The sequence below is a fragment of the Mesorhizobium sp. M1169 genome (assembly GCF_040318345.1).
Lineage (GTDB): Bacteria > Pseudomonadota > Alphaproteobacteria > Rhizobiales > Rhizobiaceae > Mesorhizobium.
Genome location: NZ_JAMYME010000007.1, coordinates 17,417 through 43,861, shown reverse-complemented (window position 1 = coordinate 43,861; position 26,445 = coordinate 17,417). Strand labels below are relative to the sequence as shown.

At 63.8% G+C, this 26,445-nt stretch carries 27 protein-coding genes and 1 riboswitch; of the genes, 5 read left to right on the top strand and 22 right to left on the bottom strand.

Going from position 1 to position 26,445, the window contains the following annotated elements:
* From NKH41_RS09610 to cbiE, 14 genes are all read right to left on the bottom strand, one after another.
* Complete coding sequence (locus NKH41_RS09610) at positions 1-1,446, bottom strand: terminase large subunit domain-containing protein (RefSeq protein ID WP_352932514.1); 1,446 nt, start codon at positions 1,444-1,446, stop codon at positions 1-3.
* Complete coding sequence (locus tag NKH41_RS09605) at positions 1,443-1,853, bottom strand: hypothetical protein (protein WP_352932512.1); 411 nt, start codon at positions 1,851-1,853, stop codon at positions 1,443-1,445. Before NKH41_RS09605 ends, NKH41_RS09610 begins: the two co-directional genes overlap by 4 nt.
* 613 nt (positions 1,854-2,466) lie before the next feature.
* Entirely contained in the window at positions 2,467-3,276 is an 810-nt protein-coding gene (locus tag NKH41_RS09600) for a hypothetical protein (RefSeq protein WP_352932509.1), read from the bottom strand.
* Between the two features lie 41 nt (positions 3,277-3,317).
* On the bottom strand, positions 3,318-3,998 hold the full coding sequence (locus NKH41_RS09595; RefSeq protein ID WP_352932507.1) for a TOTE conflict system archaeo-eukaryotic primase domain-containing protein: 681 nt from the start codon (positions 3,996-3,998) through the stop codon (positions 3,318-3,320).
* A 138-nt stretch (positions 3,999-4,136) separates the two neighbouring features.
* Positions 4,137-4,340 carry a helix-turn-helix transcriptional regulator gene (locus NKH41_RS09590; protein ID WP_352505681.1) on the bottom strand — a complete coding sequence of 68 codons (204 nt, stop codon included), beginning with the start codon at positions 4,338-4,340 and terminating at the stop codon, positions 4,137-4,139.
* A gap of 229 nt (positions 4,341-4,569) precedes the next feature.
* Complete coding sequence (locus tag NKH41_RS09585; RefSeq protein WP_352932504.1) at positions 4,570-5,787, bottom strand: tyrosine-type recombinase/integrase; 1,218 nt, start codon at positions 5,785-5,787, stop codon at positions 4,570-4,572.
* A gap of 298 nt (positions 5,788-6,085) precedes the next feature.
* Positions 6,086-6,826, bottom strand: coding sequence for a hypothetical protein (locus NKH41_RS09580; protein ID WP_352767850.1), 741 nt, complete (start codon positions 6,824-6,826; stop codon positions 6,086-6,088).
* 26 nt (positions 6,827-6,852) lie between these two features.
* Positions 6,853-7,863 (bottom strand): nicotinate-nucleotide--dimethylbenzimidazole phosphoribosyltransferase, encoded by a 1,011-nt coding sequence (gene cobT, locus NKH41_RS09575; protein ID WP_352767852.1) that lies wholly within the window; start codon positions 7,861-7,863, stop codon positions 6,853-6,855.
* A 24-nt stretch (positions 7,864-7,887) separates the two neighbouring features.
* Positions 7,888-8,649 (bottom strand): adenosylcobinamide-GDP ribazoletransferase, encoded by a 762-nt coding sequence (cobS, locus tag NKH41_RS09570; RefSeq protein WP_352767854.1) that lies wholly within the window; start codon positions 8,647-8,649, stop codon positions 7,888-7,890.
* Positions 8,646-9,959, bottom strand: a complete 1,314-nt coding sequence (locus NKH41_RS09565; protein WP_352767856.1) for a cobyrinic acid a,c-diamide synthase CobB — start codon at positions 9,957-9,959, stop codon at positions 8,646-8,648. Before NKH41_RS09565 ends, cobS begins: the two co-directional genes overlap by 4 nt.
* Positions 9,956-10,762: a uroporphyrinogen-III C-methyltransferase gene (gene cobA, locus NKH41_RS09560; RefSeq protein ID WP_352767858.1), complete on the bottom strand. Its 807-nt coding sequence runs from the start codon at positions 10,760-10,762 to the stop codon at positions 9,956-9,958. Before cobA ends, NKH41_RS09565 begins: the two co-directional genes overlap by 4 nt.
* Positions 10,759-11,523 carry a precorrin-4 C(11)-methyltransferase gene (cobM, locus tag NKH41_RS09555; RefSeq protein ID WP_352470218.1) on the bottom strand — a complete coding sequence of 255 codons (765 nt, stop codon included), beginning with the start codon at positions 11,521-11,523 and terminating at the stop codon, positions 10,759-10,761. Before cobM ends, cobA begins: the two co-directional genes overlap by 4 nt.
* Positions 11,520-11,900 (bottom strand): cobalamin biosynthesis protein, encoded by a 381-nt coding sequence (locus NKH41_RS09550; RefSeq protein WP_352767859.1) that lies wholly within the window; start codon positions 11,898-11,900, stop codon positions 11,520-11,522. The genes cobM and NKH41_RS09550 overlap by 4 nt, the downstream gene beginning before the upstream one ends.
* Positions 11,897-13,138 (bottom strand): precorrin-6y C5,15-methyltransferase (decarboxylating) subunit CbiE, encoded by a 1,242-nt coding sequence (gene cbiE / locus NKH41_RS09545; protein ID WP_352767860.1) that lies wholly within the window; start codon positions 13,136-13,138, stop codon positions 11,897-11,899. Before cbiE ends, NKH41_RS09550 begins: the two co-directional genes overlap by 4 nt.
* 1 nt (position 13,139) lies before the next feature.
* Here cbiE and NKH41_RS09540 point away from each other — a divergent pair, with 1 nt between their 5' ends.
* The gene (locus NKH41_RS09540; RefSeq protein WP_352767862.1) at positions 13,140-13,922 is read left to right on the top strand and encodes a cobalt-precorrin-6A reductase; all 783 of its coding nucleotides are present in this window, start codon (positions 13,140-13,142) and stop codon (positions 13,920-13,922) included.
* On the opposite strand, the gene NKH41_RS09535 is transcribed toward NKH41_RS09540, so the two are convergent.
* From NKH41_RS09535 to NKH41_RS09500, 8 genes are all read right to left on the bottom strand, one after another.
* On the bottom strand, positions 13,886-14,650 hold the full coding sequence (locus NKH41_RS09535) for a precorrin-3B C(17)-methyltransferase (RefSeq protein ID WP_352470222.1): 765 nt from the start codon (positions 14,648-14,650) through the stop codon (positions 13,886-13,888). The genes NKH41_RS09540 and NKH41_RS09535 overlap by 37 nt on opposite strands.
* A complete protein-coding gene (locus NKH41_RS09530; RefSeq protein WP_352470223.1) occupies positions 14,647-15,405 on the bottom strand; it encodes a precorrin-2 C(20)-methyltransferase in 759 nt (252 codons plus the stop codon). Before NKH41_RS09530 ends, NKH41_RS09535 begins: the two co-directional genes overlap by 4 nt.
* Entirely contained in the window at positions 15,402-16,049 is a 648-nt protein-coding gene (locus tag NKH41_RS09525) for a precorrin-8X methylmutase (RefSeq protein ID WP_502895661.1), read from the bottom strand. Before NKH41_RS09525 ends, NKH41_RS09530 begins: the two co-directional genes overlap by 4 nt.
* Complete coding sequence (gene cobG / locus NKH41_RS09520) at positions 16,046-17,515, bottom strand: precorrin-3B synthase (RefSeq protein WP_352767866.1); 1,470 nt, start codon at positions 17,513-17,515, stop codon at positions 16,046-16,048. Before cobG ends, NKH41_RS09525 begins: the two co-directional genes overlap by 4 nt.
* Positions 17,512-21,171, bottom strand: a complete 3,660-nt coding sequence (locus NKH41_RS09515) for a cobaltochelatase subunit CobN (protein WP_352932497.1) — start codon at positions 21,169-21,171, stop codon at positions 17,512-17,514. The genes cobG and NKH41_RS09515 overlap by 4 nt, the downstream gene beginning before the upstream one ends.
* A gap of 18 nt (positions 21,172-21,189) precedes the next feature.
* The gene (gene cobW / locus NKH41_RS09510; protein WP_352617406.1) at positions 21,190-22,230 is read right to left on the bottom strand and encodes a cobalamin biosynthesis protein CobW; all 1,041 of its coding nucleotides are present in this window, start codon (positions 22,228-22,230) and stop codon (positions 21,190-21,192) included.
* The gene (locus tag NKH41_RS09505; protein WP_352767868.1) at positions 22,227-22,661 is read right to left on the bottom strand and encodes a DUF1636 family protein; all 435 of its coding nucleotides are present in this window, start codon (positions 22,659-22,661) and stop codon (positions 22,227-22,229) included. Before NKH41_RS09505 ends, cobW begins: the two co-directional genes overlap by 4 nt.
* A 38-nt stretch (positions 22,662-22,699) precedes the next feature.
* Positions 22,700-22,903: riboswitch (cobalamin riboswitch) on the bottom strand.
* A gap of 29 nt (positions 22,904-22,932) precedes the next feature.
* Positions 22,933-24,132: a winged helix-turn-helix domain-containing protein gene (locus NKH41_RS09500; RefSeq protein WP_352470229.1), complete on the bottom strand. Its 1,200-nt coding sequence runs from the start codon at positions 24,130-24,132 to the stop codon at positions 22,933-22,935.
* 335 nt (positions 24,133-24,467) lie between these two features.
* Between NKH41_RS09500 and NKH41_RS09495 the strand changes: the two genes are divergently transcribed.
* The 4 genes from NKH41_RS09495 to NKH41_RS09480 are packed head-to-tail and all read left to right on the top strand — an operon-like array spanning position 24,468 to position 26,430.
* Positions 24,468-24,833, top strand: a complete 366-nt coding sequence (locus tag NKH41_RS09495) for an NADH-quinone oxidoreductase subunit A (protein WP_023676631.1) — start codon at positions 24,468-24,470, stop codon at positions 24,831-24,833.
* Positions 24,824-25,405 (top strand): NuoB/complex I 20 kDa subunit family protein, encoded by a 582-nt coding sequence (locus NKH41_RS09490; protein WP_023670824.1) that lies wholly within the window; start codon positions 24,824-24,826, stop codon positions 25,403-25,405. Before NKH41_RS09495 ends, NKH41_RS09490 begins: the two co-directional genes overlap by 10 nt.
* Positions 25,406-25,410: 5 nt before the next feature.
* Entirely contained in the window at positions 25,411-26,013 is a 603-nt protein-coding gene (locus NKH41_RS09485; RefSeq protein ID WP_352767869.1) for an NADH-quinone oxidoreductase subunit C, read from the top strand.
* A 21-nt stretch (positions 26,014-26,034) separates the two neighbouring features.
* Positions 26,035-26,430, top strand: a complete 396-nt coding sequence (locus NKH41_RS09480) for a four helix bundle protein (protein ID WP_352705038.1) — start codon at positions 26,035-26,037, stop codon at positions 26,428-26,430.
* The last annotated feature ends 15 nt before the right edge of the window (positions 26,431-26,445 follow it).

Sequence of the window (26,445 nt, the reverse complement as noted above, 5' to 3'; positions counted from 1 at the left end):
TCACACCGGAATTGCGGTTGTGGTGGTGACCATCTGACGCCGGTTGCGCGCGATGACAGCCAGGCATCCAGCGACGGCATTCGCCACGTCGTCATGCCCATTCGGGTTGTGGTCGATTGTCTCGCGGCCCCCGCTGGTGACTTTTCGCTGCATGCCAACGAGCTGCGAAACCAGCTTCCCGTGGTCCAGAAGTTGGATTGATCGGGAGTTCAACATCGGCAGGAAGTTCAGGAACAGCTCGCTCTTGTTGAGCGGCGACTTGATGTATCGGATGCCATACCGGTCGAAGGCGTCCACCACCCACTGGGCCGCGTAGTTGTCGCCGTAGACAGAATCGCAGCCATACGACGCTAGCGTCTGCGCAAACTTCATGACGACTTGCTCAGGTCGGAATGGCGGTTTCACCTCATCCACCAGATCCAGAATGATCACGTCTTTCCCAAGCTGCCGGTCGTCCAGCCCGTCATGCCCGATGCTAAGCGTGAACGAGTCGGTGCCACTGCCGCCTGCCGGGTCACAGAAGGCTGTGTAGGGTTGCCGCAGAGCGTTGGGCAAAATGGCAGCGAGGCCCGCAGCTACGCACGCTTGCACGACAGCCAAGTCCACAAAGGCCGCCAAGTCCTCGCGGAACTGCCCCATGTACTCGGCCTGCGCGGCGGCGGCATCGCGCTCCATAGCTCGGTCGACGACGCGCTGTGACAGGCTCGGATTGAAGTCGCGGCTGGCTCCGCGGGCAACGAGGATCAGGGGATCGCCGTTGGGACCGAAGTCTCGTTCGACGGCTTGGAACACTTCACCAGACTTTGCGAACGGCGAGCTAATCGCGATCAGGGGTCCAGATGTCGTCGCAAGCGAAGGGCGAACCGCCTTCAAAATTTCTCTGTCGGTGTTCGCGGAATATTCGTCACTTTGGAAGAACGCCAACTCATCGAAGATCGCGCCGATGGAGGTGACGCCGCGCAGCCCGCGCCATGTCGCCGCTCGCACTTCCAGTTCAATGCCGGTCTTGAGGGCGATGATGTCGGCACTTACGTTCTCCACCTGCTGCTGGAACAGGGGATGGTCGGCGAAGCTCGACTTCGCATAGTCGAATGCGATGCCGGCCTGCTTCTGGGTGTGAGCGAGATAAAACAGTTTGCCCGTTTCGCCCGGGACAAGCACGTCCGACCAGTCACAGAGGGCGGCTAAGTATACGCTGAGGACGCTCATGGCGCGGGTCTTGCCGCCACGGCGTCCGACGATGCCCCAGAACTCCTCGACAGGGCACAGCGGCTCGTGTTCGCGTTGCGTCAAGGCGGTGAAGATGACGCGCTCATCCAGCGTCAACGGCTCGCCCATCAGGGCGATGAGCATGACCCGCCACGGAAGCCAACTGTCACCGGCCAGAATCGTCCCGAACAGGTGCTCGTCCTCAAGTGCATGGCGCATGGTGACGAGGGGCTTCACGATGCCCCCTGCTTTTTCGCGGCGAGGTAGCCCTTGATGGTCATGGGCGGCTTGGCTTTGCGTTTCAGCCCAAGGCGATCCAACAGGCGCCCTAGGTTGCCGGCCGTCCGATTGTAGAGATCAAGGGTGCGCTCCCCGACTGTCTCGTCCTCCGCGAAGCGCGTTTCAAGCTTCTCAAGCTCTATGGTCAGCACGGCGACACGGCGGATCAGGGACTTCTCGGCGGCTGACATAGCGTCCAGTCCGCCTCGATCATCCACATGCTCCGCAATCACTTCCTTCATGCGGCGCACGTAGAGGGAGCGCTCGTCCCTCGCGCCTAACAGGGTGGCGCTGCCATTCGCAATCCGGGAGCGTTGCGGGGATTTCTGCCCCTCGGCTGAAGGCTGATCGGCTAAGGCATCCATGGGCGAGTTTCCGGGGTTGATCGCCGAGTAAAAGCGGCGGATGCAGTTGCTAAAAGCCTTGCTAGATTTGAACTAAGGCGCACGTTACGCTGCGCAAACGCTGTAAAACAAGGATTTTATTTGTGTATCTTTATCGGCGACTGAATAACTAACACTTATTCTGTCGGCAATATTGCTAGTGGCGCGGGAAAAGCGCCGCACTTTCGGATTTCTTCGTCACCAATTTGCAGCCGCCTAGAGGGCGTTTCATAGCGGGGGCAGGCACTACTCGGGCAAGGGGCTGTTCCACGCTGTAGCGCCCGCCTAGGCGGCAAGCCGCCGGCATTCCAGGGAAACACGCCGCTGCGCTATCGCCGCTCCCCATAATGCGCACACGGAAGCAGTTTTTCAGAAACCAATTCCGTACACGCTGGATGTGCAATCCACCCTGGAAAGTAGCAGGTAGCACCCTGTTCCTCAGGATTGCTACCACAGTGCTACCTGAACAATCCTGCAATTACAGCGCGTTAGCTGTGAGGTAGCCCCGTAGCCCCGGTTTTCCGGCAAAAGCAAAAAAAAAAATTGCTTTACGTGCGCGCACTGCTACCCGCTACAGGGCTACAACCACTTGCCCTCAGAATTCGGTCTGGCCAAAATTGTTCGGAGGATCAGGCTCCTTGCTCGATGCTGGTTCCTTGATCTTCCATATGCGTTTGTTCACGCCCTTGACATGCAGCTGGCTGTCTTCGGCTCCACAATCCCTCAGCCACTTGAAGATTTTCGTGGGGTCGTGCCTGAACCCCTGTCGGTCAAGATGCTTGACTAAACCCTCCACTCGGAACCAGACCTCACCATCCCCTGTAATGAATGGCGACAGGCTCTCGGCGAGTTGTTCCTTCGTCGTTGTCCGAGCCTGCCCAAGCAGATAGGTATCAAGCAGGTTGCGGAAGCGCCCAAGATCGAGCATTTCATCCGCCACCTCGATGACTTGAGCGTTTCTACATAACTCATCAATGTACCGATCCCATCGCGGTCCTAGCTGCTTCGGCAGGAGTCGATTGATTGTCGCCAGCAGCTTGGTTCGGAATTTATTCTGATCGATCAATTCCTCGCTGCGCAGCATCATGCGTTTATCGGCAATCGTCGCAAACCAGTAGACCGGGTCGCCCTCGTACTTCACAAGGCTTGAAATCTCAGGGCCAATGTTGCCCTCGCCGCCGCCAACGCCATGCTCGCAGGTTAGACAGACGCGACGATTGCAGTGCGCAGCGATGGGCGGTTTGCGGCAGCGATATCCATAATCCTTTTTGCCCACGCTTTTTTGAATGACGTTAATTTCCGCAAGCGTGAGCGGGGGATCGCACGTCGCAACGTTGTACTCCTGCAGCTTGTCCTGCCAGTCATCCGGGAAGCGCATTTTGAGATAGACCGCAACATTGTACATCCCGTCGTTCCGCGTGCCGTCGGGGAAGCCGCCGTTGTTCGCTAAGTGCCGGAGACAGGGGGGCCGTCAGAGAACATGTCATTGTCATCACTGGCGACATTTACGGCGGTAAGGTCGTCTTCCGTCACCGACATCTCTTCGGCGTGTTGGATGAATTGCTGAAGGTCGAGCATCTCCCCGTTCTTGATGCCGTAGCGGTTCGTTTTCTCGGCAAAGAAATACGGCATATTCAGCCAATTGCCGATGTCCTTCTCCAGATCGTACCGCATCGTCTGTTTGGGAAAGATCTCACACCCGCCATAGCCTAGCAACGCTGCCCATGCCGACAGAGGGTCGACAACCACGGTGGCCTCAACAGGGTCCCTCAGAAACAGGAAGCAATGAGCGCCGCCTGACTTGGAACGGCAGATGACAAGGGGCAACGCTAGACGCTTGCACTTAGCTTCAAGTGCTGCGTGATCGATTCCGATCACATCGATGTCGATGCAGCCCCACAGCACCGTGTTGTCAGACCGTAGGGGGATGATCCCGAGTCCTGCCCCGCTGCCCTCGACATGGGTTTGCCAAAGCTGAAGCGTAGGCGGCGAGGGGTAGGTGACAGCCTTGCCCTCGTTCTTGCCCTTCTCGTTGGCGCGCTTAATGTCATAGCGACCGTGGGCGCGCTCAAAGCCCTGAAAGAGGTTTGAGAGCCCAAGAATGGTGTCGTCACTGTATTGGCCCATAAGCCGCAACTCCTTGTTTTATCAAGTCTTTGCGGGTATTGTGGAGTTGGCCCAAGGGATTGACCGCAACCCCCGGCTCCAGTGCACATGCTCTTCTCCTGAACGCCGATCCTGAATTCCCCGTCAGGGTCGGCGTTTTCATGCCACCTCACTAGTGTGGCTGCGGAGATGCTGCGCGGCCCAAGCGTCAAGGTCGCAGCGCCGATATTTTACGGCCTGCGGGTACTTCAGATATGCCGGGCCATAACCCTTGTGCCGGCCGATTTCGAGAAATTGGGTGGAGAAGCCGAGATACTTGGCGGCTTGCTGGGTGTTCATGTATTCGCGATCAGATTCGCTCATGGTCGGGTTCTCACTCGTATGAGACGACCGCGCCTGCCTACGGTCTTCAAGTGAACCCGGCTCCCCATCCCGTAGGGGCATCACGGCAGCATGGGCGATGGTCCCAAGTGCCAAGCGAAGTTGGGCTGTTCCCTGCGAGAGGAACTATCTGCCAGACGTCTTTTCGCCATACCCTGACAGACAATTTACAGCACAAGCATAGCGCCGTTTTTATGCTCGTAAAGCGTTTTTACAGTGGGCGCTGCGGATAGGAGAACTTCCAGATCGCGGTGCGCAGTGCGTTGGTCACCAACTGCTGGCTGCGCTTCAAATCATCAAAGTCTGGGTGGTTGTATCCACTATGAGCGTCGCCAGATTTTGCGAGGGCGTGATTGACCAGCAGGCGTCCATGGGTGGCCGGTATGGAGACCTTGTTCTCGGCAATAGACACGAACGTATGGCGCAAGGTGTGCGGGGTCCATGGGCAGGGGAACAACGCCACCTCGTTCTCGTTCAATTTGGGCTCGGTCACATGCCCAATCTTGCCGGTTCTGGTTCGCGCCGGAAAGACGAACTCACAGTCCTTCCCGAACAGCGCTAACGTGCTTTCACACGACCGACGCACGCGCAGGAGGTCCACCAAGAAGTCGGACAATGGCAGAGTGAACGGATCGGTCTTCGTGCGCGGAAAATGCACCGTCCCAGCATCGAGATCGACCTGGCTCCAGCGTAGCGAGGCCGACTCCTCCCGCCGTGTCCCAGTAAACAGGAACCAAATGTACAGGTCACGCCGAATTGGGTTCTTGATGCTGTGGACGCCGGCCCACCACTCAGGCAACTGTGCATAGGGGATGACCGCCGTACGAGGCGGTTCTGGATAGAAATCTACGTTGACCGTTGGGGTCGCATCGAGGGCTGGATACTCCCGGCCAATTCGACGCCAAATGGCGCTGAGCGCCCGCATGGTTTGATTTGCGGCATGCTTGCCATTCCTGTCCCCAATCAGATGATGGCGAGCATTAGCGGCGGTGCGTGTGATCTCGGCCATGGGTCGGTCTAACCAATCCGAGCAATAGCGTTGAAGGTTGGCCCTGTATCCAGCGCCGGTTCTTGGCGACCGCTCCTTGGCGACTAGGTACCTCTCGTATTTTTCAAGCGCGTCGCGAAGCGTCATGTTGTTTGCGGCGGCCGCCTTTCGCCGCCCGGTGGGGTCAACTCCGCCCCGCATCTGCCCCATAAGTTGCTCGGCCTTCTTGCGCGCCTGATCCAGTGTAATGTCGCCATACCGGCCGATCGCCACACGCCGGCTTTTCCCGTTCACGTCGCGCTGCACGACAAACGTCTTGTTTTTGGCCCCGACGACGACGCCAAAGCCCCGCAGATCAGTGCACCAGTAGTGCTCCTGAGCTTTCTCTGGAGGGGGTAGCGCCTCGACTGCCCCCTTGGTCGTGAGCTTCGCTTTTGGCATGGAACTCTCCTTACTAAGGTTTCTAGTAAGGGTCCTGTGTAAAACAGTTTAGCCGGAACGTAAAACTATTTCAGGGAGAAATCCTTAATTTGCAAGGGTTCCAAGGCCTTATTAAAACGCTATGGGGTGCGTCTAAAAGCTATACGAACAAACTCTTAATCAGCGGGTCCACAGTTCAATCCTGTGCGCACCCACCAAAAATCTCCAGGATTTGGTGGAAGGACCTTAACGAGCTGGGAACGCGAGACGGCGTTTTGCAGGTTTGCACGTATCAGCCAGCTGCGGTCGGCTCGCCCGACTATTGGATGGTGGGCCTCAGATAGGTCAGGATTGCTCGCGTTATGGCTATCACGCCGTCGACGGCATCGAAGTTTGTTTTGCTCTTGCCTGCGATCCATTCGAGTTCAGGATGCCTGGGCAGTCGAAGTGCATTGAATAGCGCCTCGCCCGAGAGACCGCCCAGTCCAAAGGATGTAGGTTCATCGTCTGCGTAGTAAGGAAAGTGAAAATCCAGCCGGATAGGCCCACCATATCCAAGCTTAAAGGCCATTATGACTGTAACATCGTGACCAAATCTGTCCTCAAAAATTCCGCAGAACCTAAGGTCCTTGGCATCATAGCTATGCCATTGCGTCGATAATCCCAAAGAATCCCAAGCCCTGGGGGTATGCGCTTTCAGTTCTTTGCGATTGGGGAATTTTGCCTCTTCAGGATCGAAGGGAAGGGGTGGATCGATGTAGTCTGTCTCGGTTCGCCAATCTTCCGCGGCGCTGCGAAGATCTTCAAAAATCTGAACGATGCTCGGGTCTGTCTGCTCGCCAGAAAAGATTGAGATTCGCCATTGAGAAATCATCTCGCATAGCTCTTCGACCGTATGGCCCGATCGCTCTGCCCAATCCTCGGTGGCGAGTATCCACGGCGAATTGTATTTCAGCCCGGCAAAAGCGCCGCTCTTGCTGTCGAAATCTCTGATGATCCGAGCAAGAATATCGCGAAGCCCCTGTTTGGGGTCTCCGAAGATCTGTGAGTGTTTGTTCATCAAAGCGATCCGCGCTTGGCTCCACCTTACTTCTCCGAGACCCCAGCCTCTTCAAAGCTTGCCATGCGCGTATGGCATTCTAGGGCTGAACGAACAATGTTGACTGCGAGGCAGGCGCCGGAGCCTTCGCCGAGCCGCATGCCGAGGTCGAGCAAGGGCGGCAGGCCGAGTGCCTCCAGCAGCCGGCGATGGCCGGATTCAGCAGAGACGTGAGCGGCCAGTGTGTGAGCGAGGCCGGCAGAGTGCAATCTCGCCAAGGGTGCGGCGGCGGCGGTGCAGACGAAGCCGTCGAGCAGCACCGGGACGCCTAGGTGGCGCGCAGCCAGCGTCGCACCAAGGATCGCCGCGAGCTCGCGGCCGCCGAGGGCTGCCGCTACTTTCAGGGGGTCGGCTAGCGCCGGGGCGTGGCGCTTCAGGCCGGCCTCAATGGCGACGATCTTGCGCACGAGGCCGGCGTCGTCGACGCCGGTGCCACGCCCTGTCCATCGCTCCGCGCCGCCGCCGAACAGCGCGGTCGAGATGGCCGCCGCCGGCGTGGTGTTGCCGATGCCCATTTCGCCGAAGCAGACGAGGTCGAGTTCCTTGCTGATCGCGTCGTAGCCCGCGGAGACGGCGGCGAGGAAGGCCTCGTCGTCCATCGCCGGCTCTTGCGTGAAGTCGCCGGTCGGGCGGTCGAGGTCGAGCGGGATGACGTCGAGTTCGGCGCCGGCAATGCGGGCAAGCTGGTTGATGGCAGCACCCCCACCGGCGAAATTCGCCACCATCTGCACGGTGACCTCCGACGGGAAGGCCGACACGCCTTGCGCGGTGACGCCGTGGTTGCCGGCAAAGACGAAAACCTTGACGCGGTCGAGCTTTGGCATGTCGCGGCCCTGCCAGCGCGCCAGCCAGGCGGCTACTGTCTCCAGCCGGCCGAGGCTGCCTTGCGGCTTGGTCAGCGTGTCCTGGCGCCGGGCGACGGCATTTGCGGCGGCATCGCTGCCAGTGGGCAGGTCGAGGCAGGCGGCGCGCAGTTCATCGAGCGATTTGAAAGGCATGGGGGCAAAATCTCCGAAACAGAGTCAGGAAAGGGAAACGGAAGCGACGAGCAGGATTGCGATCTCGCCCAGCTGCTGAAGGGCGCCGACGGTGTCGCCGGTCTGGCCGCCGACCTGGTTCAGGCAAAGCGCGCGGAAGGCGGCGAATAACAGACCGAGCAGGATGATCGCGAAAACGGCAGCGCCGAACCCAAGCGCCAGCAGCGCGATCGCACCGAGTACGGTACCGATACCGGCGGTTTCGGCCGTGACTGCGCCTGCATCAATCGAGAGGCCGTCGCTGCGGGCCGGTGGCAGCAGGTGCATGAAGGCGGGGGGCAGGCCGCGCGACGCGGCATGCGCGGCAATGAGGGCCCAGAAGACATGAGCCGGGCCGGCGAATCCAGAGAGCACGCTCCAGCGGATCAGCAGCGAGACAGCAAGTGCACAAGCGCCGTAGGCACCGATGCGGCTGTCGCGCATGATCTCCAGCTTTTTGTCGCGTGTCTTGCCGCCGCCAAATCCGTCGGCGACATCCGAAAGCCCGTCCTCATGCAGGCAGCCGGTAGCGAGCAAGATCGCGGCAAGGGCCAACGCTGCAGCAGGGCCAGCGGCGAGGCCGAGCCTCGTGCCGCCGGCGTAGACCAGCGCACCGACCAGAGCGACGGCGAGACCGGCAACGGGTGCAGCCCAGATCGCAGCGGCAAGGCTGCGGCCACGGAAGTCGGCTCTCGGCAGCGGCAGCCGGGTAAAGAAGACGAGGCAAAGCGCGATATCATCGAGAATTTGCTTTTGCGAGGCCTTCATCCGCCCCTCGCAATGGCATGGAAGAACGTGCCGCTGACATTGCCGCGCCGGTAGCCCGAGGCGCCGAGCGGATTTCCTTGACCGTCGGCGAGGTCGGCCAGCGGCTCGTCATTGCCGGTCGCAATCATCTGCGCGTAGTGGAATTCATGGCCGCGGATCAGCGTGCCTTGGCTGCCGAGCGGACAGCCGGACCGCAGCCGCGCCTCGCGGTAGCCGAGATTCATCTTGCGCTTGGCGAAGCTGGTCGAATGGCCGAGGAGGCCAAGCATCCGATGCGTCTCGCCCGACGCGTCCTCGAGCGCTTCGCCCAACACCATGAAGCCGCCGCACTCGCCGTGCACCGACCGCGTGGCGGCGAACCGCGCCGTGCCGGCCCTGAAATTCGCCGCGGCCGCGAGGCGGCCGGCATGAAGCTCGGGATAGCCGCCGGGCAGCCAGCAGACATCGCAATCGTCGCCTGGCGCCTCATCGGTGAGCGGCGAGAAGGGAACGATCTCGGCGCCGGCCTTGCGCCAATGCGTGGCAACGTGCGGATAGAGGAAGGTGAAGGCGGCGTCCTCTGCCAGTGCGATGCGCTGGCCGGGCGGCGGCAGCGCGTCGTCGAAATTGCCTGGCGCGGGCGTGAATGGCGCCGCCAGCGCCATAATGGCGTCAAGGTCGAGCGAGCGCTCGACCATGTCGGCCAGCCGGTCGAGATGCGCCATCAGATTCTCATATTCGCCGGCCTGGACGAGGCCGAGATGGCGCTCGGGCAGGTTGAGCGAGGGATCGCGCAGGATGGCGCCGACGACAGGCAGGCCAAGTGCCTCGATGGCATCGCCGCATAGCCGGCGGTGGCGCTCGCTGCCCAGCCGGTTGAGCACGACCCCGGCCATGCGCACATCGGGGTCATAAGTAGCAAAGCCCTTGGCGACGGCCGCCGCTGTGGTCGATTGACCGGAGACGTCGAGCACCAGCAGCACCGGCAGGCCGTAGAGTCGGGCAAGGTCGGCGGCCGAGCCGGAACGGCCTATAGCAGCCGGAATCCCGTCGAACAGGCCCATGGCGCTTTCGAGAAAGATAAAATCGGCGTCCTCGCTCGCTTCGCCGGCCAGTGCGTTGAGCAGGGCGGGCGGCATTGCCCAGCTGTCGAGATTGATGCCGGACAAGCCGGTGGCGGCGGTGTGGAAGCCGGGATCGATATAGTCCGGGCCGGATTTGGCGCCGCGCACTTTCAGGCCGCGCCGGGCAAGTGCGCGCAAAATGCCGATGGTGACGCTGGTCTTGCCCGAGCCCGAGCGCGGCGCGCCGATGATGATGGCGCGGGTCATGGCTCACCCGCCAGTGCCGCGCGTATCCCGACGATCCCGCCGACGACGATCAGCGCCGGCGAGGTCAAGCCGGCTGCGGCCGTTTCCTCGGCAATCGTCGCGAGCGTGGCGACGACGATACGCTCCTGCGGCGTCGTCGCGGCAACGATGACCGCGGCGGGCATCGAAGATGGCAGGCCGCCCTCGAGCAGCGAAGCGGCGATCAGCGGCAGGTTGGCCATACCCATATAGATGACCACCGGCTGGCCGGTGCGGGCGATTGCCGCCCAGTCGAGATCATCATCGGTGCCGGCGGCATGGCCGGTCGCCAGGATCAGCGCCTTGTTGATGCCGCGCATGGTGCCGGGAATGCCGGTCGCGGCCAGCGCGCTGAGGCCGGACGTCAGGCCAGGCAGGATGCGGAACGGGATAGTTTCCCCGGCCAGCGCCAGCGCCTCTTCGCCGCCACGCCCGAAAATATAGGGGTCGCCGCCCTTGAGCCTGACGACGCGCCGGCCCGAGCGCGCCAGCCGGACCAGCAGAGCGGTGATGTCGTCCTGCTTCATCGACGGCTTGCCGCCGCGTTTGCCGGCATAGAACAGTTCCGCGCCCTCGGCGACGGCGACGACTTCTGGCGAGACCAGCGCGTCATAAACCAGCGCGTCGCACTGTCCGAGGGCGGCCAGCACTTCCAGCGTCAGGCAGCCGGGATCGCCAGGGCCGGCACCGGCCAGCCAGACATGCCCGGGCTCCAGCTGGCGCGGCTTGAAGTTGAGCCGGGTGAGCGCCTGCTCGACCGTAGTGTTTCTATTGCTGCCGCTCACAATCCGTCCCGTCCGCGAAAGCGCCGCTGGTAGTGCGCGTCATACAGTGAACTTTCGCCAAAGCCCTCGGCCGCCAGCGAGCGGCCGACGAAGATGATTGCCGTGCGTTCCATCGGATCGGCGGCCAATTGCGCCTCGATGGTGGCCAGCGTGCCGGTCAGCACGCGCTCGTCCGGCCAGGAGGCTCGGAAGACGACCGCGACCGGGCAGTCGGCGCCGTAATGCGGCGTCAGCTCGGCGACGACGCGGTCGATAGCGTGGATGGCAAGGTGGATGGCCAGCGTGGCGCCGGTGCGGCCGAAGCCGGCCAGCGTTTCGCCGGGCGGCATTTTCGAGGCGCGGCCGGAGATGCGGGTCAGCACCAGGCTTTGCGCGACTTCTGGAATGGTCAGCTCGCGGCGCAGCGCTGCCGCCGCAGCGGCGAAGGACGGCACGCCCGGCGTCAGCGTATAAGGAATGCCGTGCTTTTCCAGCCGGCGGATCTGCTCGGCAACGGCGCTCCACACCGAAAGATCGCCGGAATGCAGGCGGGCAACATCATTGCCGGCCGCGTGGGCGGCCAGATATTCGGCCTCGATCTCGTCGAGCGACATCGGCGCGGTGTCGATCAACCTCGTTCCGGGCGCGCAGTGCTGTAACAGCTCCGGTGCGACGATCGATCCGGCATAGAGGCAGACGGGACAACTGCCGAGCAGTCGGCTGCCGCGCAAGGTGATGAGGTCGGCAGCACCGGGGCCGGCACCGATGAAGTGAACGGTCATGCCGCATCTCCGCTGATGGCGATGGCGCAAGTGACGGCACCGAGCACGGTGCGCGGCCCGAGCAGTTTTGCGCCTTTGCCGGCGGCGGCAAGCGCCGACGCTTCGGAAACCGACGGCGTGCCGGCATGCTCCTGCGATAGGTCGGAACGGCTGGTCGTAGATGCGGCTTTGAGTTCATCCTGCTCGACGACGATCACCGGAAGGCGGAGTTCGCGTCCGGCGGCGAAGATTGCCGCTTCATCCTGCTTGAGAGACGTGGTCGCGAGGGCTGAAAGCGCGGGCAGGGCAAGCCCGTGCGCTTCCAGAGCGGTTTCTACCGCGGCAAGCACGTCGCGCGCGCTGACGCCTTTGCGGCTGCCGATGCCCGCGACCATCATGGCTTCACCCAACTCCATTGAATGACCGGCATAGCCGGCCGCCACGCCCGCATCGAACCGACCGGCGAAGCACGGGATACAGCGATGCGGGTGAGCTGGCCGCCGAGCGCGGCGTGACGGGAAAGCAGCAGCGCCTCCATCTCCAGGGTCACCGCATTGGCGACGAGGCGGCCGCCGGCAGGCAAGGCATCGATGGCTCCTTCCAGCACGCCGGCATCGCTGCCGCCGCCGCCGATAAAGATCGCCGCGGGCGTCTCCAGCCCGGCAAGCGCTTGCGGTGCCGAACCTTCGACGACGGTGAGACCGGGAACGCCGCAGGCCGCGGCGTTGCGTCGGATGCGGGTGGCGCGGGCCGGATCGGCCTCAACGGCGATCGCACGCATGGAAGGATGGGCCAGCATCCATTCGATGCCGATGGAGCTCGATCCGGCGCCGATGTCCCACAGCAGTTCGCCGCGTCTTGGCGCGAGAGCGGACAGGGTGACGGCGCGCACTTCGCGCTTGGTGATCTGGCCGTCATGCTCGAACAAATGATCGGCAAGTCCCGGTGTCAGCGGCAGGATGCGTGCTTGCGAAGTCGATTCAACTTCGATTGCGAGCACGTTGAGCGGGTTGATCTTTTCGAGGTCGAAAGTGCCGGCGCTCGCCGAGCGCAGCCTTTCGTTCGGCCCACCCAGCGCCTCCAGCACCGTCAACCGCGAAACGCCGAAGCCAAGTTCGGTCATGAGACGGGCAATCGCTCCCGGTGCATCGCTGTCCGAGGTCAGCGCGAGAATGCGGGTGCAAGGATGCAGCAACGGCCGGATCAGGTCGAGCGAGCGGCCATGCAGCGAAATGGTCTCGACGTCCTGCAGCGCCCAGCCCAGGCGTGAGGCGGCCAGCGAAAAGGCCGAGGGCGCGGGGATCACCCGCATACCCTCTGCCGCGACCTTGCGGGCGAGGGTGACGCCGACACCGTGGTAGAGGGGATCGCCGGAGGCCAGCACGCAGACGCGTCTGCCGGAGAGCGCCAGCACGTCGCGCATCTCGGCATCGAAAGGGGTCGGCCAGGCGCGCGCTTCACCTTTGGCGAGCGACGCGACGAGGGCAAGGTGGCGCTTGCCGCCGAAGACGAATTCGGCCTCCGCGATCAACTGCTTGGCCTCGTCGCCGAGACCCGCTACACCGTCCTCGCCGATGCCGATGATCGTGAGCCACTTTGAGGTGAGCTTAGCGCCGCGCGGAGCTTCAGCAGGCATAATGACCCACCGCATACTGATCCTCGGCGGAACCACCGAAGCCCGGCAAATGGCCGGAAAGCTGGCCGCGCGCGCGGATATTTCGGTCATGCTGTCGCTGGCCGGCCGCACCGAAAACCCGGCCGCGCAGGGGGTGCCGGTGCGGGTCGGCGGCTTCGGCGGTGCCGGCGGGCTGGCGGCGTATCTCCGCCAGAACAAGATCGACCTGCTGATCGACGCCACGCATCCCTATGCGGCGCGAATCTCCGCCAATGCGGCGGAAGCAGCGCGCATGACCGGCGTGCCTGTCGTTGCGCTCAGGCGTCCCGGATGGGAGGCGGTCGAAGGTGATCGCTGGATGTTGGTCGACACCGTTGCCAGCGCGGTGACGGCTTTGGGATCGGTGCCGCGCCGCGTGTTCCTGGCGCTCGGGCGACAGGAGGTCGCTGCCTTCAAGGCCGCTCCCCAGCATCATTATCTCATCCGCAGTGTCGACCCGGTCGAGCCCAGGCTCGCTGTGCCCCGCGCGACCTATCTCTTGGCGCGCGGGCCGTTTCGGGAAGTCGACGAACATGCACTGCTTCTGCAACATCACATCGAAGTCGTTGTTTCCAAAAACAGCGGCGGCGAGGCGACCTACGGCAAGATCGCGGCGGCGCGAGCGCTGGGAATCGAGGTGGTGATGATCCGCAGGCCGGCGCTGCCGGACGTCACGTCGGCTGAGACCGTCGAATCTCTTGCCGCGATGGTCGATCATTTTCTGGTCGGTCATGTTCTTGGGCCCGCTGCCGAACGCGGCGTGTAGACCAGCGCGGCCTTGTCACCCCGCTTGATGATTCTGGTTTCCGGCGAGCCGATGATGATGCAGGTCGACATGTCGGCCTTCGCGGCATCGGCGTCGGCCAGCAGAAAAACCTCGATGCGCTCGTCGGGACGGCCGGCGGCACGGCCGAAGATCACCGGCGTGGTGCCGGGCAGGATCGCAGCAAGGCATTCGAAGGCGCGGCCTAGCTGCCATGGGCGCGCCTTGCTGATCGGGTTGTAGAGCGCGATTACGAAGCCGGCGCCGGCTGCCGCCAGCAGGCGTAGCTCGATCAGGTCCCACGGCTTCAGATTGTCGGACAGGGAGATGGCGCAGAAATCATGGCCGAGCGGCGCGCCGATGCGGGCGGCGACGGCGAGCATGGCGGTGATACCGGGCACGATGGCGATGTCGACCGCGCGCCATTCGGGTGGGCCCGCCTCTATCGCCTCGCAGACGGCCGCGGCCATGGCGAAGACGCCGGGATCGCCGCCCGACACGACGGCGACATCGTAGCCTTCCACAGCCTTCAGCAGCGCGTCCCTGGAGCGCGCGAGTTCCTCGCGATTGTCGGAAGCGACGCGAATCTGGTCGGGGCGCAGATCGAGCCGGTCGAGATAGGGTTTATAGCCGTAGAAGAATTTTGCCTCGGCAACGGCGCGGCTTGCCTCCGGCGTCACCTGGTCGGCGTTGCCGGGCCCGAGGCCGATGACAGTGAGGCGGCCGCTCATGCTTCGGCTTTCAATGCGCTTGGCCGGCCCGACCAGCCGGCCACCAGCACGATGGCGAAATAAGGCGCCTGGTCGTCCTTTTTATCGGCCAGCCGCATCGAGGCGCCGCCCGGCATGGTGCCGCGCTCGACATAGATGGCCCGCGCCAGCTTGTCGGTGGCCTCCAGCGCGCGCCTGATCTTGGGCAGGTTGCGGCCGACCTTCATGATCACCGCAGCGTCGGTATCGGCGAGGCGACGCGTCAGCTCGAATTCGCTCATGGTGCCCGGCAGCACCGTCAGCACGTCGTCGCCCTGGACGATCGGCAGGCCGGTCGCCGACCAGCAGCCGGACATGGCGGTGACGCCGGGAATGACTTCGCTCGGAAAGCGGTGCGCCAGCCGGACATGAAGATGCATGTAGGAGCCGTAGAAAAGCGGATCGCCCTCCGAGAGCACCGCGACCATCCTGCCGGCGCTGAGGTGCGCGGCGACCTTTTCGGCCGACTGCTCGTAGAAATCCGTTATCTGCGACCGGTAATCGCTGTGGTCCTTGTCGATTTCGGTCGTCACCGGATAGAGCAGCGGCAGTTCGATCAGATCAGGGCGAAAATGCGCGCCGACAATGGCGCGCGCGTTGCTGTTGTTGCCGCGCTTGGCGAAATGCGCGACGACATCGGCCGCGGCCAGCGCGCGCACTGCCTTCAGCGTCAAGAGTTCCGGGTCGCCGGGTCCGGTGCCGACGCCGACAAGTCTGCCTTTTGCAATCGCATTCATAGGCCCGGCCTCGCCAATGCATTGAGTGCGGCGGCGGTCATGGCGCTGCCGCCCAGCCGGCCGCGCACGATGGCGTAAGGCACGCCATAGGAATTTTCGGCCAGCGCATCCTTCGATTCGGCGGCGCCGACAAACCCGACCGGCATGCCGATGATCGCCGCCGGCTTCGGCGCGCCGTCGCGCAGCTTTTCCAGCAGATAGAAAAGGGCTGTCGGCGCATTGCCGATGGCGACGACCGAACCGGCCATGCGCTCGCCCCACAGGTCGATCGCCGCGGCCGAGCGGGTGTTGCCGATCTTTCTCGCGATGTCGGCTGTCCGTGGATCGCGCAGCGTACAGATCACCTCATTGCCGGCCGGAAGCCGGGCGCGCGTGACGCCATGCGAGACCATCTGCGCGTCGCAGAAGATCGGCGCGCCGGCCCCCAACGCCGTGCGCGCGGCGGCGACGAAATCGCTCGAGAAAACGAAGTGTCGCGCAGCGTCGACCTGGCCGCAGGCGTGGATCATGCGGATAGCGATTTCGGCCTCGGCTTCGGAAAAGCGCGACAGGTCGGCCTCGGCGCGGATAATGGCGAAGGAGCGCTCGTAGATCGCCGTGCCGTCATGGATGTAGTCGTAGGCGTTCTGGGCGGGCATGCTCATTCCTGTCGATAGATTTCGGTGATGCCGGCCGCGCCGAGCCTCGCCAGGCAGGCGGCAGCGGTTTCGCCGGGATGTCGTGCGCTGCGGATCGCCGCTGCAACGCGGCCGATGCCGTGCGCGGCGTCGTAGCCCGGCCTGTATCCGGCGGGCAATGCCTTTGCCGTCCCGTCCACGACAAGTCCGGCTCCGTTTTCGCCGCCGACCAGGGTCAGCGGCGCCGGACCGGGATGGGCGCAACCCTTAGCGCAGCCTGAGATGTGCAGCGTTAAGGAGGAATCGAGGATGTCGCGGTTTTCTGTAGCGATGATCTCGGCGATGTCGCGGGTGGCGATCCGGCCGGAGGCGCAGGCGGGTGCGCCGGGGCAGGCGGCGATCCTGGTGCGCGCGTCGGCTGCGTCGGTGACAAAGCCGAGGGCTGCGGCGGTCTTCTGGAGGGAAAGACATGCGGCTGGGGAGAGGCCAAGCAAAAGCAGCGCGCGACCCGGCGCCAGGCGGATTTCGGTGGTGCCGAGGGTGAGGGCGTGTTGGGTGAGATCGATAAGTTTTTGCGCTGGTATGCTGCCGAACGGCAGGCCGATGCCGAGGGAGGTACTGCCGGCTGCCAGATCGAAAACTCCGATGGGCCGGCGATCCTTCGCGCCCCCCTCTGTCCTGCCGGACATCTCCCCCTCCAGGGGGGAGATTGCGCCTTCGTCTCCGATTTCGCCAATCGCCGAAGGTGCTGGGGGGAAGCCGCCGGCGAAGCTGCCGATCTCCCCCCTTGTGGGGGAGATGTCCGGCAGGACAGAGGGGGGCGCGAAGGATCGCCAACTTGCGAGAGATCTCAGCTGCCTCGCCGTCAAATCCCGTGCATGAGCATCGCGGCCCTTTTCGGCAACCATCCTGAGAATGGCGACGGCGATGTCACAAGCCGCATCTTCCTCGGATATCGCCAGCGGCGTAGCACCCTGCACGTCTCCGGCGAGCGATACCCACCACTTAATTCCGTCGGCGGCCCGCACCGCGACCAGCCTGACATCGGCCGTAACCGCATCCATTGTCAGCTGCCCGCCGCCGTCAACAATCACCGAAACCTTCGGGCCAAGGCGTTGCGTAACACCGGCGTCCTCAATTGCCGCCCGAATCAGCTCCGCCATCGGGCGCGGGTCGGCTATCTCCTCCTGGTCGAGCCCGGCCAGCGGGCCGGTCTCGACCGGCACGCCGGTGCGCACAGCGATGCCGAGCGCATCGACCTCCATCGCCAGCAGCCGCGCGCTTGCCGGCGTCAGGCCGCGGATCTGCAGGCTGCCGCGGGCGGTCACTTCCATGATGCCGTTGCCATGGCGCAAGGCGGATTCGCAGAGTCCGATCAACGACTTCGGCAACAGTCCTCCAGCGACCGGATTGAGCCGCACCAGCAGCCCGTCGCCGGTTTGCATCGGCGCCGACAAAGCGGGGCAGGCGCCACGGCGCGAGAAAGCGTTCATGCCGCCACTCCCAGCGCTTGCGCTTCGGCAATCAGTGCGGCGAGATCGTCATCGATCGAATTGCGCAGCGGATGCCAGAGCCCGCGCCGCCGTGCCGACAGCAAACGCTCGGCGATCACCTTCGCCGCCGCCGGGTTCTCGCGCAGGATGAAGGCGCGCACCACGGGGTCGCCAAGATAGGCGTCGTGCACCGCCTCGATCAGCGTGCCCGATATGGCATGGGTAGTCTCGGCAAAGCCGACCAGCCGGTCGACCGTCTCGGCGAATTCCGAGGCGCCGCGCGGCCCGTGCCGCAGCTGGCCGGCGATGAAGCGCGGGTTGACCGCGCGGGCGCGAACTACCCGGGATACGGCCTCACTGATCGAGCGCGGCTTGGGCTTTTGCGGGTCCGTGGTGTCGAGCACGATCACGTCGGCGTTCTTGCCGAGCGCGGCAAGCGCTGCCGAAAAGCCGCCGATGAAGGCGACGTCGGCCGAGCCTTCGAGGATGTCGCGGCCGGGGTCGTCGCCGGTATGAACCAGAAGGTCGGCCTCGGCGAGGCGATCCTCGAACGCGCCGGGCGCCGAAATGCCTTTGCCCTCGGAGCCGCCGTAGACGTGCGAGGTGGCGGCGAGATAGGTGCGGCCGATCTCTTCGCGCGGGGCCCAGTCGCCGCTCGACAACAAGTCCTCGACGCCCGCGCCGTAAGTGCCCGGCGAGGTGCCGAAAATGCGCGGGCTGATCTTGCCGTCGATGCGGGTCCTAGCGGCGAGCGGGTTTTCCGAATCGTCCTCGTCGCGGGTCGCCACCGCGTTGGCCGCGGCGTCGATCAGCGCGATCTGGGTCGGGAACATGTCGCGGAACAGGCCCGATATGCGCCAGGTGACATCAATGCGCGGACGGCCGAGTGTTGCCGGCGGCAGCACATCTATGCCGGTGATGCGGCCGGTGGCGGAATCCCATTGCGGCCGGCAGCCCATCAGCGCCAGGCCTTGCGCGATCTCCTCACCGCCGGTGCGCAGCGAGGCCGAGCCCCACAGGTCGATGACCAGCGAGCGCGGCCAGTCGCCATGCGATTGCATGTAGCTGCGGACGACTTCCTCCGCTGCCACCTTGCCCAGATCATAGGCGGTCGGCGTCGGCATGGTGCGCGGGTCGGCGGTAAACAAATTGCGGCCGGTGGGCAGCACATCGCGCCGGCCACGCGCCGGCGCACCGGCCGGACCGGCAGCGACGTGGCGGCCGTCGAGGGCGGCAAGCAGCGCGGTTTTTTCAGCTGCCGCGCTTTGCCGCCGCAACGGATCAGCCTCGCCTTCCGGCGAGCGGCCGTAAATGTGCAGGCCATCCTTGATGGCGAAATCCTTGAGATCGCAGAGCCAGGCGTCGATGCGGCGCAGCGCTTCGTCGGGGACGTCGGTTTGGGCAACCCCGGCTTCCGAGGCGAGGCCGGTCTTTTCCGCCGTCTCGACGATCAGCTTCGCCAGGCGGTCGCGCCGGCGGCGGTCGAGCCCGTCGGCCTGGGCATATTCGTCAACCAGTCGTTCAAGCCTGTGCTGGTTTTCGTCCAGCCCGGCGCCGGTCAGCGGCGGCGGCAGATGGCCGAGCGTGACGGCGGCAATGCGCCGCTTGGCCTGCGCTGCCTCTCCCGGGTTGGAGACGATGAAGGGATAGATGACGGGCAGGGGACCGGTGACTATCTCGGGAAAGCAGTTTTCGCTGAGCGCCACGGTCTTGCCGGGCAGCCACTCCAGCGTGCCATGGGCGCCGACATGGACAATTGCATGGATGCCGAGCGACTTGCGCAGCCAGAGCCCAAAGGCGACCAGCGCATGGCGCGGCGGCAGCGTCGGGTCGTGATAGTCGGCGCGGCGGTCGGCTGAGCGCCCGCGGTCAGGTGCGAGTGCCACGGTGACGTTGCCGAAGATGGCTGCGCGGAAGGCGAATTGTTTTTCGCTGACCAGCAGCGAAGGTTGGCGTTCTGTCGCGCCCCCCTCTGTCCTGCCGGACATCTCCCCCTCAAGGGGGGAGATTGCGCTGTTGTCTCTACTTTCGCCAATTACCGAGGGCCTTAAGGGAGAGCCGGTGGCGGAACTGCTAATCTCCCCCCTTGAGGGGGAGATGTCCGGCAGGACAGAGGGGGGTGCCTCGCACAAACCTGTCTCATCTTCTGGATTTCCCCACGCGGCTTCCACCGCAGCGATGGCCGACGGCGGCAATTCCGTCGAGAAGGTCAAATACTCCTTCAATGCCAGCCCATGGCCGCCCTTTTCCAGCGTCTCCAGCAACTCGCGCGGCGTTTGCGGAATCCTTTCAACGGCGTAGCCCTGTTCGCTCAGGTCGTGCAGCATTGCCAGCACGCTGGACGGCACGTCGAGACCAACCGCGTAGCCGGTGCGACCGGGGGCGCTCGGATAGTCGGGGATCAGGATGGCGAGCTTGCGCTCCGCACGCGGCGTCCGCTGCAGGCGCACGAAGGCCTCGACACGGTTCGCCACTTGCGCCACGCGGTCGGGCTCAGGCCGGTTGGCGAAGGCGCGGAAGGCCAACGCCGGGTCGGTTTCGCTTTCGCCCTTGAATGAAATGGCGCCGGCCAGGATGCGGCCGTCGAGCTCGGGCAGGACGACATGCATGGCAAGGTCGGCGGGCGCCAGGCCGCGCTGATTGGTTTGCCAGATGTCGCGGCGGGTGGTCGCGACGATGACCTGGAACACCGGCACGCCGGCGCGGTCGAACAGGGTGTCGACGCCGGGCTCGGCACCCGAGGCGAAAGCCGTGGCGGTGATGATGGCGGCAGGCTTCAGGGTTGCGAGCGCGGTTTCGACAAAGGCGAGCGACGCCGGGTCCTTGAGGCTGGAGACGAACATAGGCACGGGAGCCATGCCGCGGTGGCGCAGGGCTTCGAAAAGCGCGTCGATGGGCGCGACATCGGCCGCGAGCAGCATCGAACGGTAGAAGAGAATTGGCACGACGTCCCCCTCCCCCTCGAGGGGACCCGCAGGGCCGGGTGGGGTCGTCACGGCAGTGCTCGACGTTTTGTGCTGGCGCGCTTCGGAGTGGACCCCACCCCCGGCCTGCGGCCGGACCCTCCCCTCGAGGGGGAGGGGGACACCGCGTTCTACGACCCCCAGTCCCGGCTCGTAAAATCCCGCCTTTGGCACGCTAACAGGTTCGGCTACCGCCGCACCCGATCCAGCGAGACTTGCCAGCCTCTGCACCAGCGCCGTCATATTTGCCGGCCCGCCCTCGCGGAAATAGCCAAGCAGGCCGTCCAACTCCTCGCGCGGCAGTGTCGAGCCTTCGATCAGCCGCAAATCCTCGTCGTGGCTCTCGCCCGGCAGCAGCGCCAGCTTGATATCGCGATTTCGCGCGATAACGGCGAGCTGGTCGCAGCCATAGCGCCACCAGTCATAGCCGCCGAGGATGCGGACCAGAATGACCTTGGCGTGGCGGGCGACGCTGTCGATCCACAGGTCGACGGACATCGGATGGCGCAGGTCGCGCAAGGCGGCGAGCCGCATCGACGGCAGGCGGTGCGCATCTGCCTTCCACGCCACCGCCAGCCCGGCCAGGTCGCTGTCGGTGAAGGACAGCGCCACGACATCCGCAGGCGTTTGCCTGAGATCGACAGGCTCGGCGAGATCGTCGAGCGAGGCGGATGTGGTGGTGAGGATGTGCATCGCGGCTCGTACCTGGGGTCAGCCGGCGAGGATACGCTCGATGGCCGGGCGGTTCAGCCCTTTCAGGCCGATGACGACGAGGCGCGAGCGGCGGTCGTCTTCAGCGGTCCAGGCGCGGTCGTAATAGTGGTTGACGCGCGGACCGACGGCCTGCAGCAGGAGCCGCATCGGCTTGCCGCCGACTTCGACGAAACCCTTGACGCGCAACACGTTTTCTTCCTCCGCCGCCGTGGCGACCCGTTGTGCGAGCTCGTCCGGGTTGGACACGGACGCGATGTCGATGACGAACGAGTCAAAATCGTCATGTTCGTGGTCGAGCTCGTCGTCGTGGTGGGTCTTGCGGTTCTCGATGTCGTCCTCGACGGCGAGGCCGAGGCCGAGCAGCACCGACGGGTCGACCTTGCCTTGCGAAGTCGGTACGATCTTCACCGCCCGCGCAACGTGCTTGCCGATGACGGCATTGGCACGGGCCGAGCCGGCTGCGTCCATCAGGTCGCTCTTCGACAGGATGATCAGGTCGGCGCAGGCGAGCTGGTCCTCGAACACTTCCTCGACCGGATCGTCATGGTCGAGCGTCTCGTCCTGCGCGCGCTGGGCCTGCAGGGCGTCCATGTCGTTGGCTACGCGGCCATCAGCCAGCGCCGGTCCGTCGACCACGGCAATGACGCCGTCCACCGTCACGCGGCTTTTCACCGACGGCCACTGGAAGGCCTGGACCAGCGGCTTGGGCAAAGCGAGGCCGGATGTCTCGATCAGGATGTGGTCGACCCTCGGCGTCAGCGACAGGATCTGGTCCAGCGCCGGGACGAAATCATCGGCGACGGTGCAGCAGATGCAACCATTGGCCAGCTCGACGATGTTTTCCTCGGGGCAGGTGTCGATGGCGCAGCCCTTCAGGATCTCGCCGTCGATGCCGATGTCGCCGAACTCGTTGACGATGATGGCCAGGCGCTTGCCTTTGGCGTTTTCGAGCAAATGGCGGATCAACGTCGTCTTGCCGGCGCCGAGAAAGCCGGTGACCACGGTGCAGGGAACGCGCGAAAGGGAGGCAGCGGTCATGTCGGGTCCTTCAAAAGGTCAAGGGGAGGGATGCGGGCAACCAGGCCGCGCTTCAGGCAATCGGGACGGCCGCGCCATGGAATGAGCCCATCCGTCGAGGTGGCGAACAGCTTTGCCCCGGTGACGAGATCGGCGCCGCTGGTCGTGGTCAGATCACCGAAGACGTAACTCCAGCAGCCGTCGCGCAGCATGGCCGCGCTGAGCCGGCGCTTGCAATTGCCGAGGCATTCGACGGTGCGGATTTTGATGTTTTCGCTGGAAGCTGCGCGGCGCGTGTCCTCTGCGAGCAGTTCGCCAGCGCGCGGATGAGCGTCCGAACCGGTCTCGTCACGGCAGGACGAGCAGACGATGACGGTAACGCCGGCCGGGGAATCACCATGGCCGGACAATAAATCCGCTGTCTCAGCCGGAAAACTGCTGTCGCGTTCCAAATCAGGCTCCTTGCCCGGAAAACCCGCCAGGCGATCGGATTCTTAGGTCCTAGACGGCAGGTCTCCTGGCTCGCGGGTCATCGCCTGGGTGCCGCCTTCCCGGGAATATCCCAGTGGTTTTCGGCCTTGGCTCGTCGCTTACAGTTGCGGGGACAGCCGCGGATTTGAAATCGAGATTTCGCACCGCATTCCCTCTTGGCCCCTGCCGTTGCGGGCAGGGGACCGTCTGGAACGGATTTAGGCTTGTGGAGGCAGTTGTGTCAACGCACGTCTATGGCGCGGCGATATCCGCGAGCGGCCGGCCCAAATCGCCGGCAGCGGTCACCTCGATGCGTTCCAGGCCGAGCCAGCCCTGCATCTGCTTCAATTCCTTGAAGAGTTCGGCAGCGGTTTGTGGCGGGGCGCCGGGCTCCGCATAGGCGGCATGGACGCGCAATACGCCGGCCGGACGGTCGGCCCTGAGGTCAACGCGCCCGACGATGCTGTCGCCGAGCAGGAATGGCAGCACATAATAGCCATACCGCCGCTTTTCGGCCGGCGTGTAGATCTCGATGCGGTAGTGGAAGTCGAACAACCGCTCGGTGCGCGATCGTTCGAAGACGACAGGATCGAACGGCGCGAGCAAGGCGCGCGCCTCGATCCTGCGCGGCAAACGGGCGTCCTTGTGGAGATAGGCTGTTTTGTTCCAGCCGTCGACGCTCACCGGCAACAGCTCGCCGGCCTCGACCAGCTCCTCGATGCGGCCCTTGATGTCGGCGGGCGAGAGGCGGAAATAGTCGCGCAGGTCGCCTGCCGTGGCGATGCCGTGGGCACGGGCCGAGATGCGCAGCAATTCGCGGTGAGCGTCTTCGGGGGAGGGCGTTGGCAGACTCAGTATTGTTGGCGGCAGCACGCGCTCCGGCAGATCGTAGAACCGTTCGAAGCCGCGGCGATGCGCCGTGGTGATGCGGCCGGCCCAGAACAGCCATTCGAAGGCGTGCTTGGCATGGCTCCAGCCCCACCAGCCACCCGAACCCTTCTGCCCTTCGAAAGCCGACGCCGCGATCGGGCCTCGTTCGGCGACCTCGCGATAGATGTCTTCGATATAGGCGGCGTGCTCGCGGCCCCATTTGGCCAGTCCGCTGTACATTTCGTCGCCGCACTCGGCCCGCTGCATGCGCCAGCGCATCAGCGGATAGGTCTCGACCGGCAAGAAGGAGGCTTCGTGCGCCCAATATTCGAAGACCATGCGCTTGCGCGTTACGGCGGCGTCGTCGAGCAGCGCCAGCTTGTAGGGGCCAAGCCGCGAATAGAGCGGCATATAGTGGGCGCGCACCACGGCGCTGACGGAATCGATCTGCAGCAGGCCGGTACGGGCAAGCACGCGGGCCAGATGCCGGCGGTCAGGCGTGCCGGTGGGGCGCGGGTCATTGAATCCCTGTGCCGCGAGCGCAATGCGGCGGGCCATGGCGAGCGAGATTTTTTCCTTCATGAAGGCGGCATCCGGACGATTTTAGACAGAGAAAATGACCTGCGATTCCGTGCCATGCTAACAGGGTTTTGGCGGCATCCATGTCAGGAGAGAAAAGTGGAGTAAAAAGTGAAGGAAATCAAACAGGAGCGGATCGGACCAGTTTTCCCGGATATGCCGTCCAGCACCGCGATTTGAACAAGGTTTGACTTGCTTCGCCGAAAGCGCTGCGCTAACCCTCGCCGCGTTGCAGCATAGAGCCCCCTTAAAACGGTTCAGTGGTTAAACTGTCACGCTTCCGCAAGTGGGTCCGGTGCTGTAATCAGAGTGGATTGGCCGCCAACGGAAACTGCAGCATGAACGCACTTTTAGGTTCGTACCTGCCCATCGTCCTGTTCATCGGCGTGGCGCTGATCGTCGGGCTGGCGCTGCTCGCCGCACCGTTCCTGGTGGCCTACCGCAACCCCGATCCGGAAAAGCTTTCCGCCTATGAGTGCGGCTTCAACTCGTTCGACGACGCCCGCATGAAGTTCGATATCCGCTTCTACCTGGTGTCGATCCTGTTCATCATCTTCGACCTGGAGGTGGCCTTCCTGTTTCCTTGGGCGGTGTCGTTCAGCCAGATCGGCATGCTCGGTTTCTGGTCGATGATGGTGTTTTTGGCGGTGCTGACCATCGGCTTTGCCTATGAATGGAAAAAAGGAGCGCTGGAATGGGATTGAACGACAGTTCCGGTACGCTCGTCGCGCCGAAGCCCAAGGGCCTCATCGATCCCAACACCGGCAGGCCTGTCGGGTCCGACGATCCATTCTTCCTGGAGATCAACAACGAGCTCGCCGACAAGGGCTTTCTCGTCACCTCGACCGAGGCGCTGATCACCTGGGCGCGCAGCGGCTCGCTGATGTTCATGACGTTTGGCCTCGCCTGCTGCGCCGTCGAGATGATCCACACCTCGATGCCGCGCTATGACAGCGAGCGCTTCGGCGTGGCGCCGCGCGCGTCTCCGCGCCAGTCCGACATCATGATCGTCGCCGGCACGCTGACCAACAAGATGGCGCCGGCGCTGCGCAAGGTCTACGACCAGATGCCGGAGCCGCGCTACGTCATCTCGATGGGCTCCTGCGCCAATGGCGGCGGCTATTACCATTATTCCTATTCGGTGGTGCGCGGCTGCGACCGCATCGTGCCGGTCGACATCTACGTGCCCGGCTGTCCGCCGAGCGCCGAAGCGCTGCTCTACGGCATCCTTCTGCTGCAGAAGAAGATCCGCCGCACCGGCACGATCGAACGGTGAGCGGCATGACCCAGGCGTTGAATGACCTCTCGACCTATCTCGGCGAGAAGCTGATCGGCCGGATCGGCGCGGCGATGCTCGCCTATGGCGAACTCACTATCTCGGTCGAGCCGCGCGACCTGATTGAGGTGGTGACCTTCCTGCGCGACGACCCGAAATGCCAGTTCATTTCGATCATTGACGTTTGCGGCGCCGATTATCCGTCGCGGGCAAAGCGCTTCGATGTGGTCTATCATCTGCTGTCGCCGAGGCAGAATATCCGCGTCCGCATAAAGGTCCAGGCCGACGAAGAGACGCTGGTGCCGTCGATCACCGGGATTTATCCCGGCGCCGACTGGTTCGAGCGCGAGACCTACGATCTTTACGGCGTGCTGTTTTCAGGCCATCCGGATCTGCGGCGGATTTTGACCGATTACGGCTTTGAAGGCCATCCGCTGCGCAAGGACTTTCCGCTGACCGGCTTCGTCGAGGTGCGTTACGACGACGAAGCCAAGCGCGTCATCTACGAGCCGGTGGAGCTCAAGCAGGAATTCCGCAATTTCGATTTTCTGTCTCCGTGGGAAGGTACGGATTACGTGCTTCCGGGGGATGAAAAGGCAAAGCAGTGAATGGTGAATTGTGAATAGTGAATGGAAAAGCGGGATGGAACGTCCGGGAAAATCAACGACTATCGAGATCTGAACGTATGGAAGGATTCGATGGTATTGGCTGCGGACATCTATCTCGCGACGAAAGCATTCCCGCGAGAGGAAATGTTCGGCATGACATCCCAGATGCGGCGCGCGGCATCGTCGATACCGGCAAATATCGCCGAGGGTTTCGGCCGCGGTCAGCGCAAGCCCTTCGTTCAGTTCCTTCGTATTGCGCAAGGTTCGTTGAAGGAACTGGAAACCCATACGCTTCTTTCGATGAGCGTGGGATTGTTGGACGAGAAGAGTGCAGGGCTGTTGTCGGTCAGGTTCGAGAAGTTAGGGAAGATGATGCGTTCGTTCATTCGATCGCTGGAGGTCGATTCAGGCCAATGACTATTCACCATTCAC

Bases quoted from the DNA above. Each gene is read 5' to 3' on its own strand.
- NKH41_RS09605 (WP_352932512.1), bottom strand. From the start codon at position 1,853: ATGGATGCCTTAGCCGATCAGCCTTCAGCCGAGGGGCAGAAATCCCCG.
- NKH41_RS09600 (WP_352932509.1), bottom strand. From the start codon at position 3,276: ATGTACAATGTTGCGGTCTATCTCAAAATGCGCTTCCCGGATGACTGG.
- NKH41_RS09595 (WP_352932507.1), bottom strand. From the start codon at position 3,998: ATGGGCCAATACAGTGACGACACCATTCTTGGGCTCTCAAACCTCTTT.
- NKH41_RS09590 (WP_352505681.1), bottom strand. From the start codon at position 4,340: ATGAGCGAATCTGATCGCGAATACATGAACACCCAGCAAGCCGCCAAG.
- NKH41_RS09585 (WP_352932504.1), bottom strand. From the start codon at position 5,787: ATGCCAAAAGCGAAGCTCACGACCAAGGGGGCAGTCGAGGCGCTACCC.
- NKH41_RS09580 (WP_352767850.1), bottom strand. From the start codon at position 6,826: ATGAACAAACACTCACAGATCTTCGGAGACCCCAAACAGGGGCTTCGC.
- cobT (WP_352767852.1), bottom strand. From the start codon at position 7,863: ATGCCTTTCAAATCGCTCGATGAACTGCGCGCCGCCTGCCTCGACCTG.
- cobS (WP_352767854.1), bottom strand. From the start codon at position 8,649: ATGAAGGCCTCGCAAAAGCAAATTCTCGATGATATCGCGCTTTGCCTC.
- NKH41_RS09565 (WP_352767856.1), bottom strand. From the start codon at position 9,959: ATGACCCGCGCCATCATCATCGGCGCGCCGCGCTCGGGCTCGGGCAAG.
- cobM (WP_352470218.1), bottom strand. From the start codon at position 11,523: ATGACCGTTCACTTCATCGGTGCCGGCCCCGGTGCTGCCGACCTCATC.
- NKH41_RS09550 (WP_352767859.1), bottom strand. From the start codon at position 11,900: ATGATGGTCGCGGGCATCGGCAGCCGCAAAGGCGTCAGCGCGCGCGAC.
- cbiE (WP_352767860.1), bottom strand. From the start codon at position 13,138: ATGCCTGCTGAAGCTCCGCGCGGCGCTAAGCTCACCTCAAAGTGGCTC.
- NKH41_RS09540 (WP_352767862.1), top strand. From the start codon at position 13,140: ATGACCCACCGCATACTGATCCTCGGCGGAACCACCGAAGCCCGGCAA.
- NKH41_RS09535 (WP_352470222.1), bottom strand. From the start codon at position 14,650: ATGAGCGGCCGCCTCACTGTCATCGGCCTCGGGCCCGGCAACGCCGAC.
- NKH41_RS09530 (WP_352470223.1), bottom strand. From the start codon at position 15,405: ATGAATGCGATTGCAAAAGGCAGACTTGTCGGCGTCGGCACCGGACCC.
- NKH41_RS09525 (WP_502895661.1), bottom strand. From the start codon at position 16,049: ATGAGCATGCCCGCCCAGAACGCCTACGACTACATCCATGACGGCACG.
- cobG (WP_352767866.1), bottom strand. From the start codon at position 17,515: ATGAACGCTTTCTCGCGCCGTGGCGCCTGCCCCGCTTTGTCGGCGCCG.
- NKH41_RS09515 (WP_352932497.1), bottom strand. From the start codon at position 21,171: ATGCACATCCTCACCACCACATCCGCCTCGCTCGACGATCTCGCCGAG.
- cobW (WP_352617406.1), bottom strand. From the start codon at position 22,230: ATGACCGCTGCCTCCCTTTCGCGCGTTCCCTGCACCGTGGTCACCGGC.
- NKH41_RS09500 (WP_352470229.1), bottom strand. From the start codon at position 24,132: ATGAAGGAAAAAATCTCGCTCGCCATGGCCCGCCGCATTGCGCTCGCG.
- NKH41_RS09495 (WP_023676631.1), top strand. From the start codon at position 24,468: ATGAACGCACTTTTAGGTTCGTACCTGCCCATCGTCCTGTTCATCGGC.
- NKH41_RS09490 (WP_023670824.1), top strand. From the start codon at position 24,824: ATGGGATTGAACGACAGTTCCGGTACGCTCGTCGCGCCGAAGCCCAAG.
- NKH41_RS09485 (WP_352767869.1), top strand. From the start codon at position 25,411: ATGACCCAGGCGTTGAATGACCTCTCGACCTATCTCGGCGAGAAGCTG.
- NKH41_RS09480 (WP_352705038.1), top strand. From the start codon at position 26,035: ATGGAAAAGCGGGATGGAACGTCCGGGAAAATCAACGACTATCGAGAT.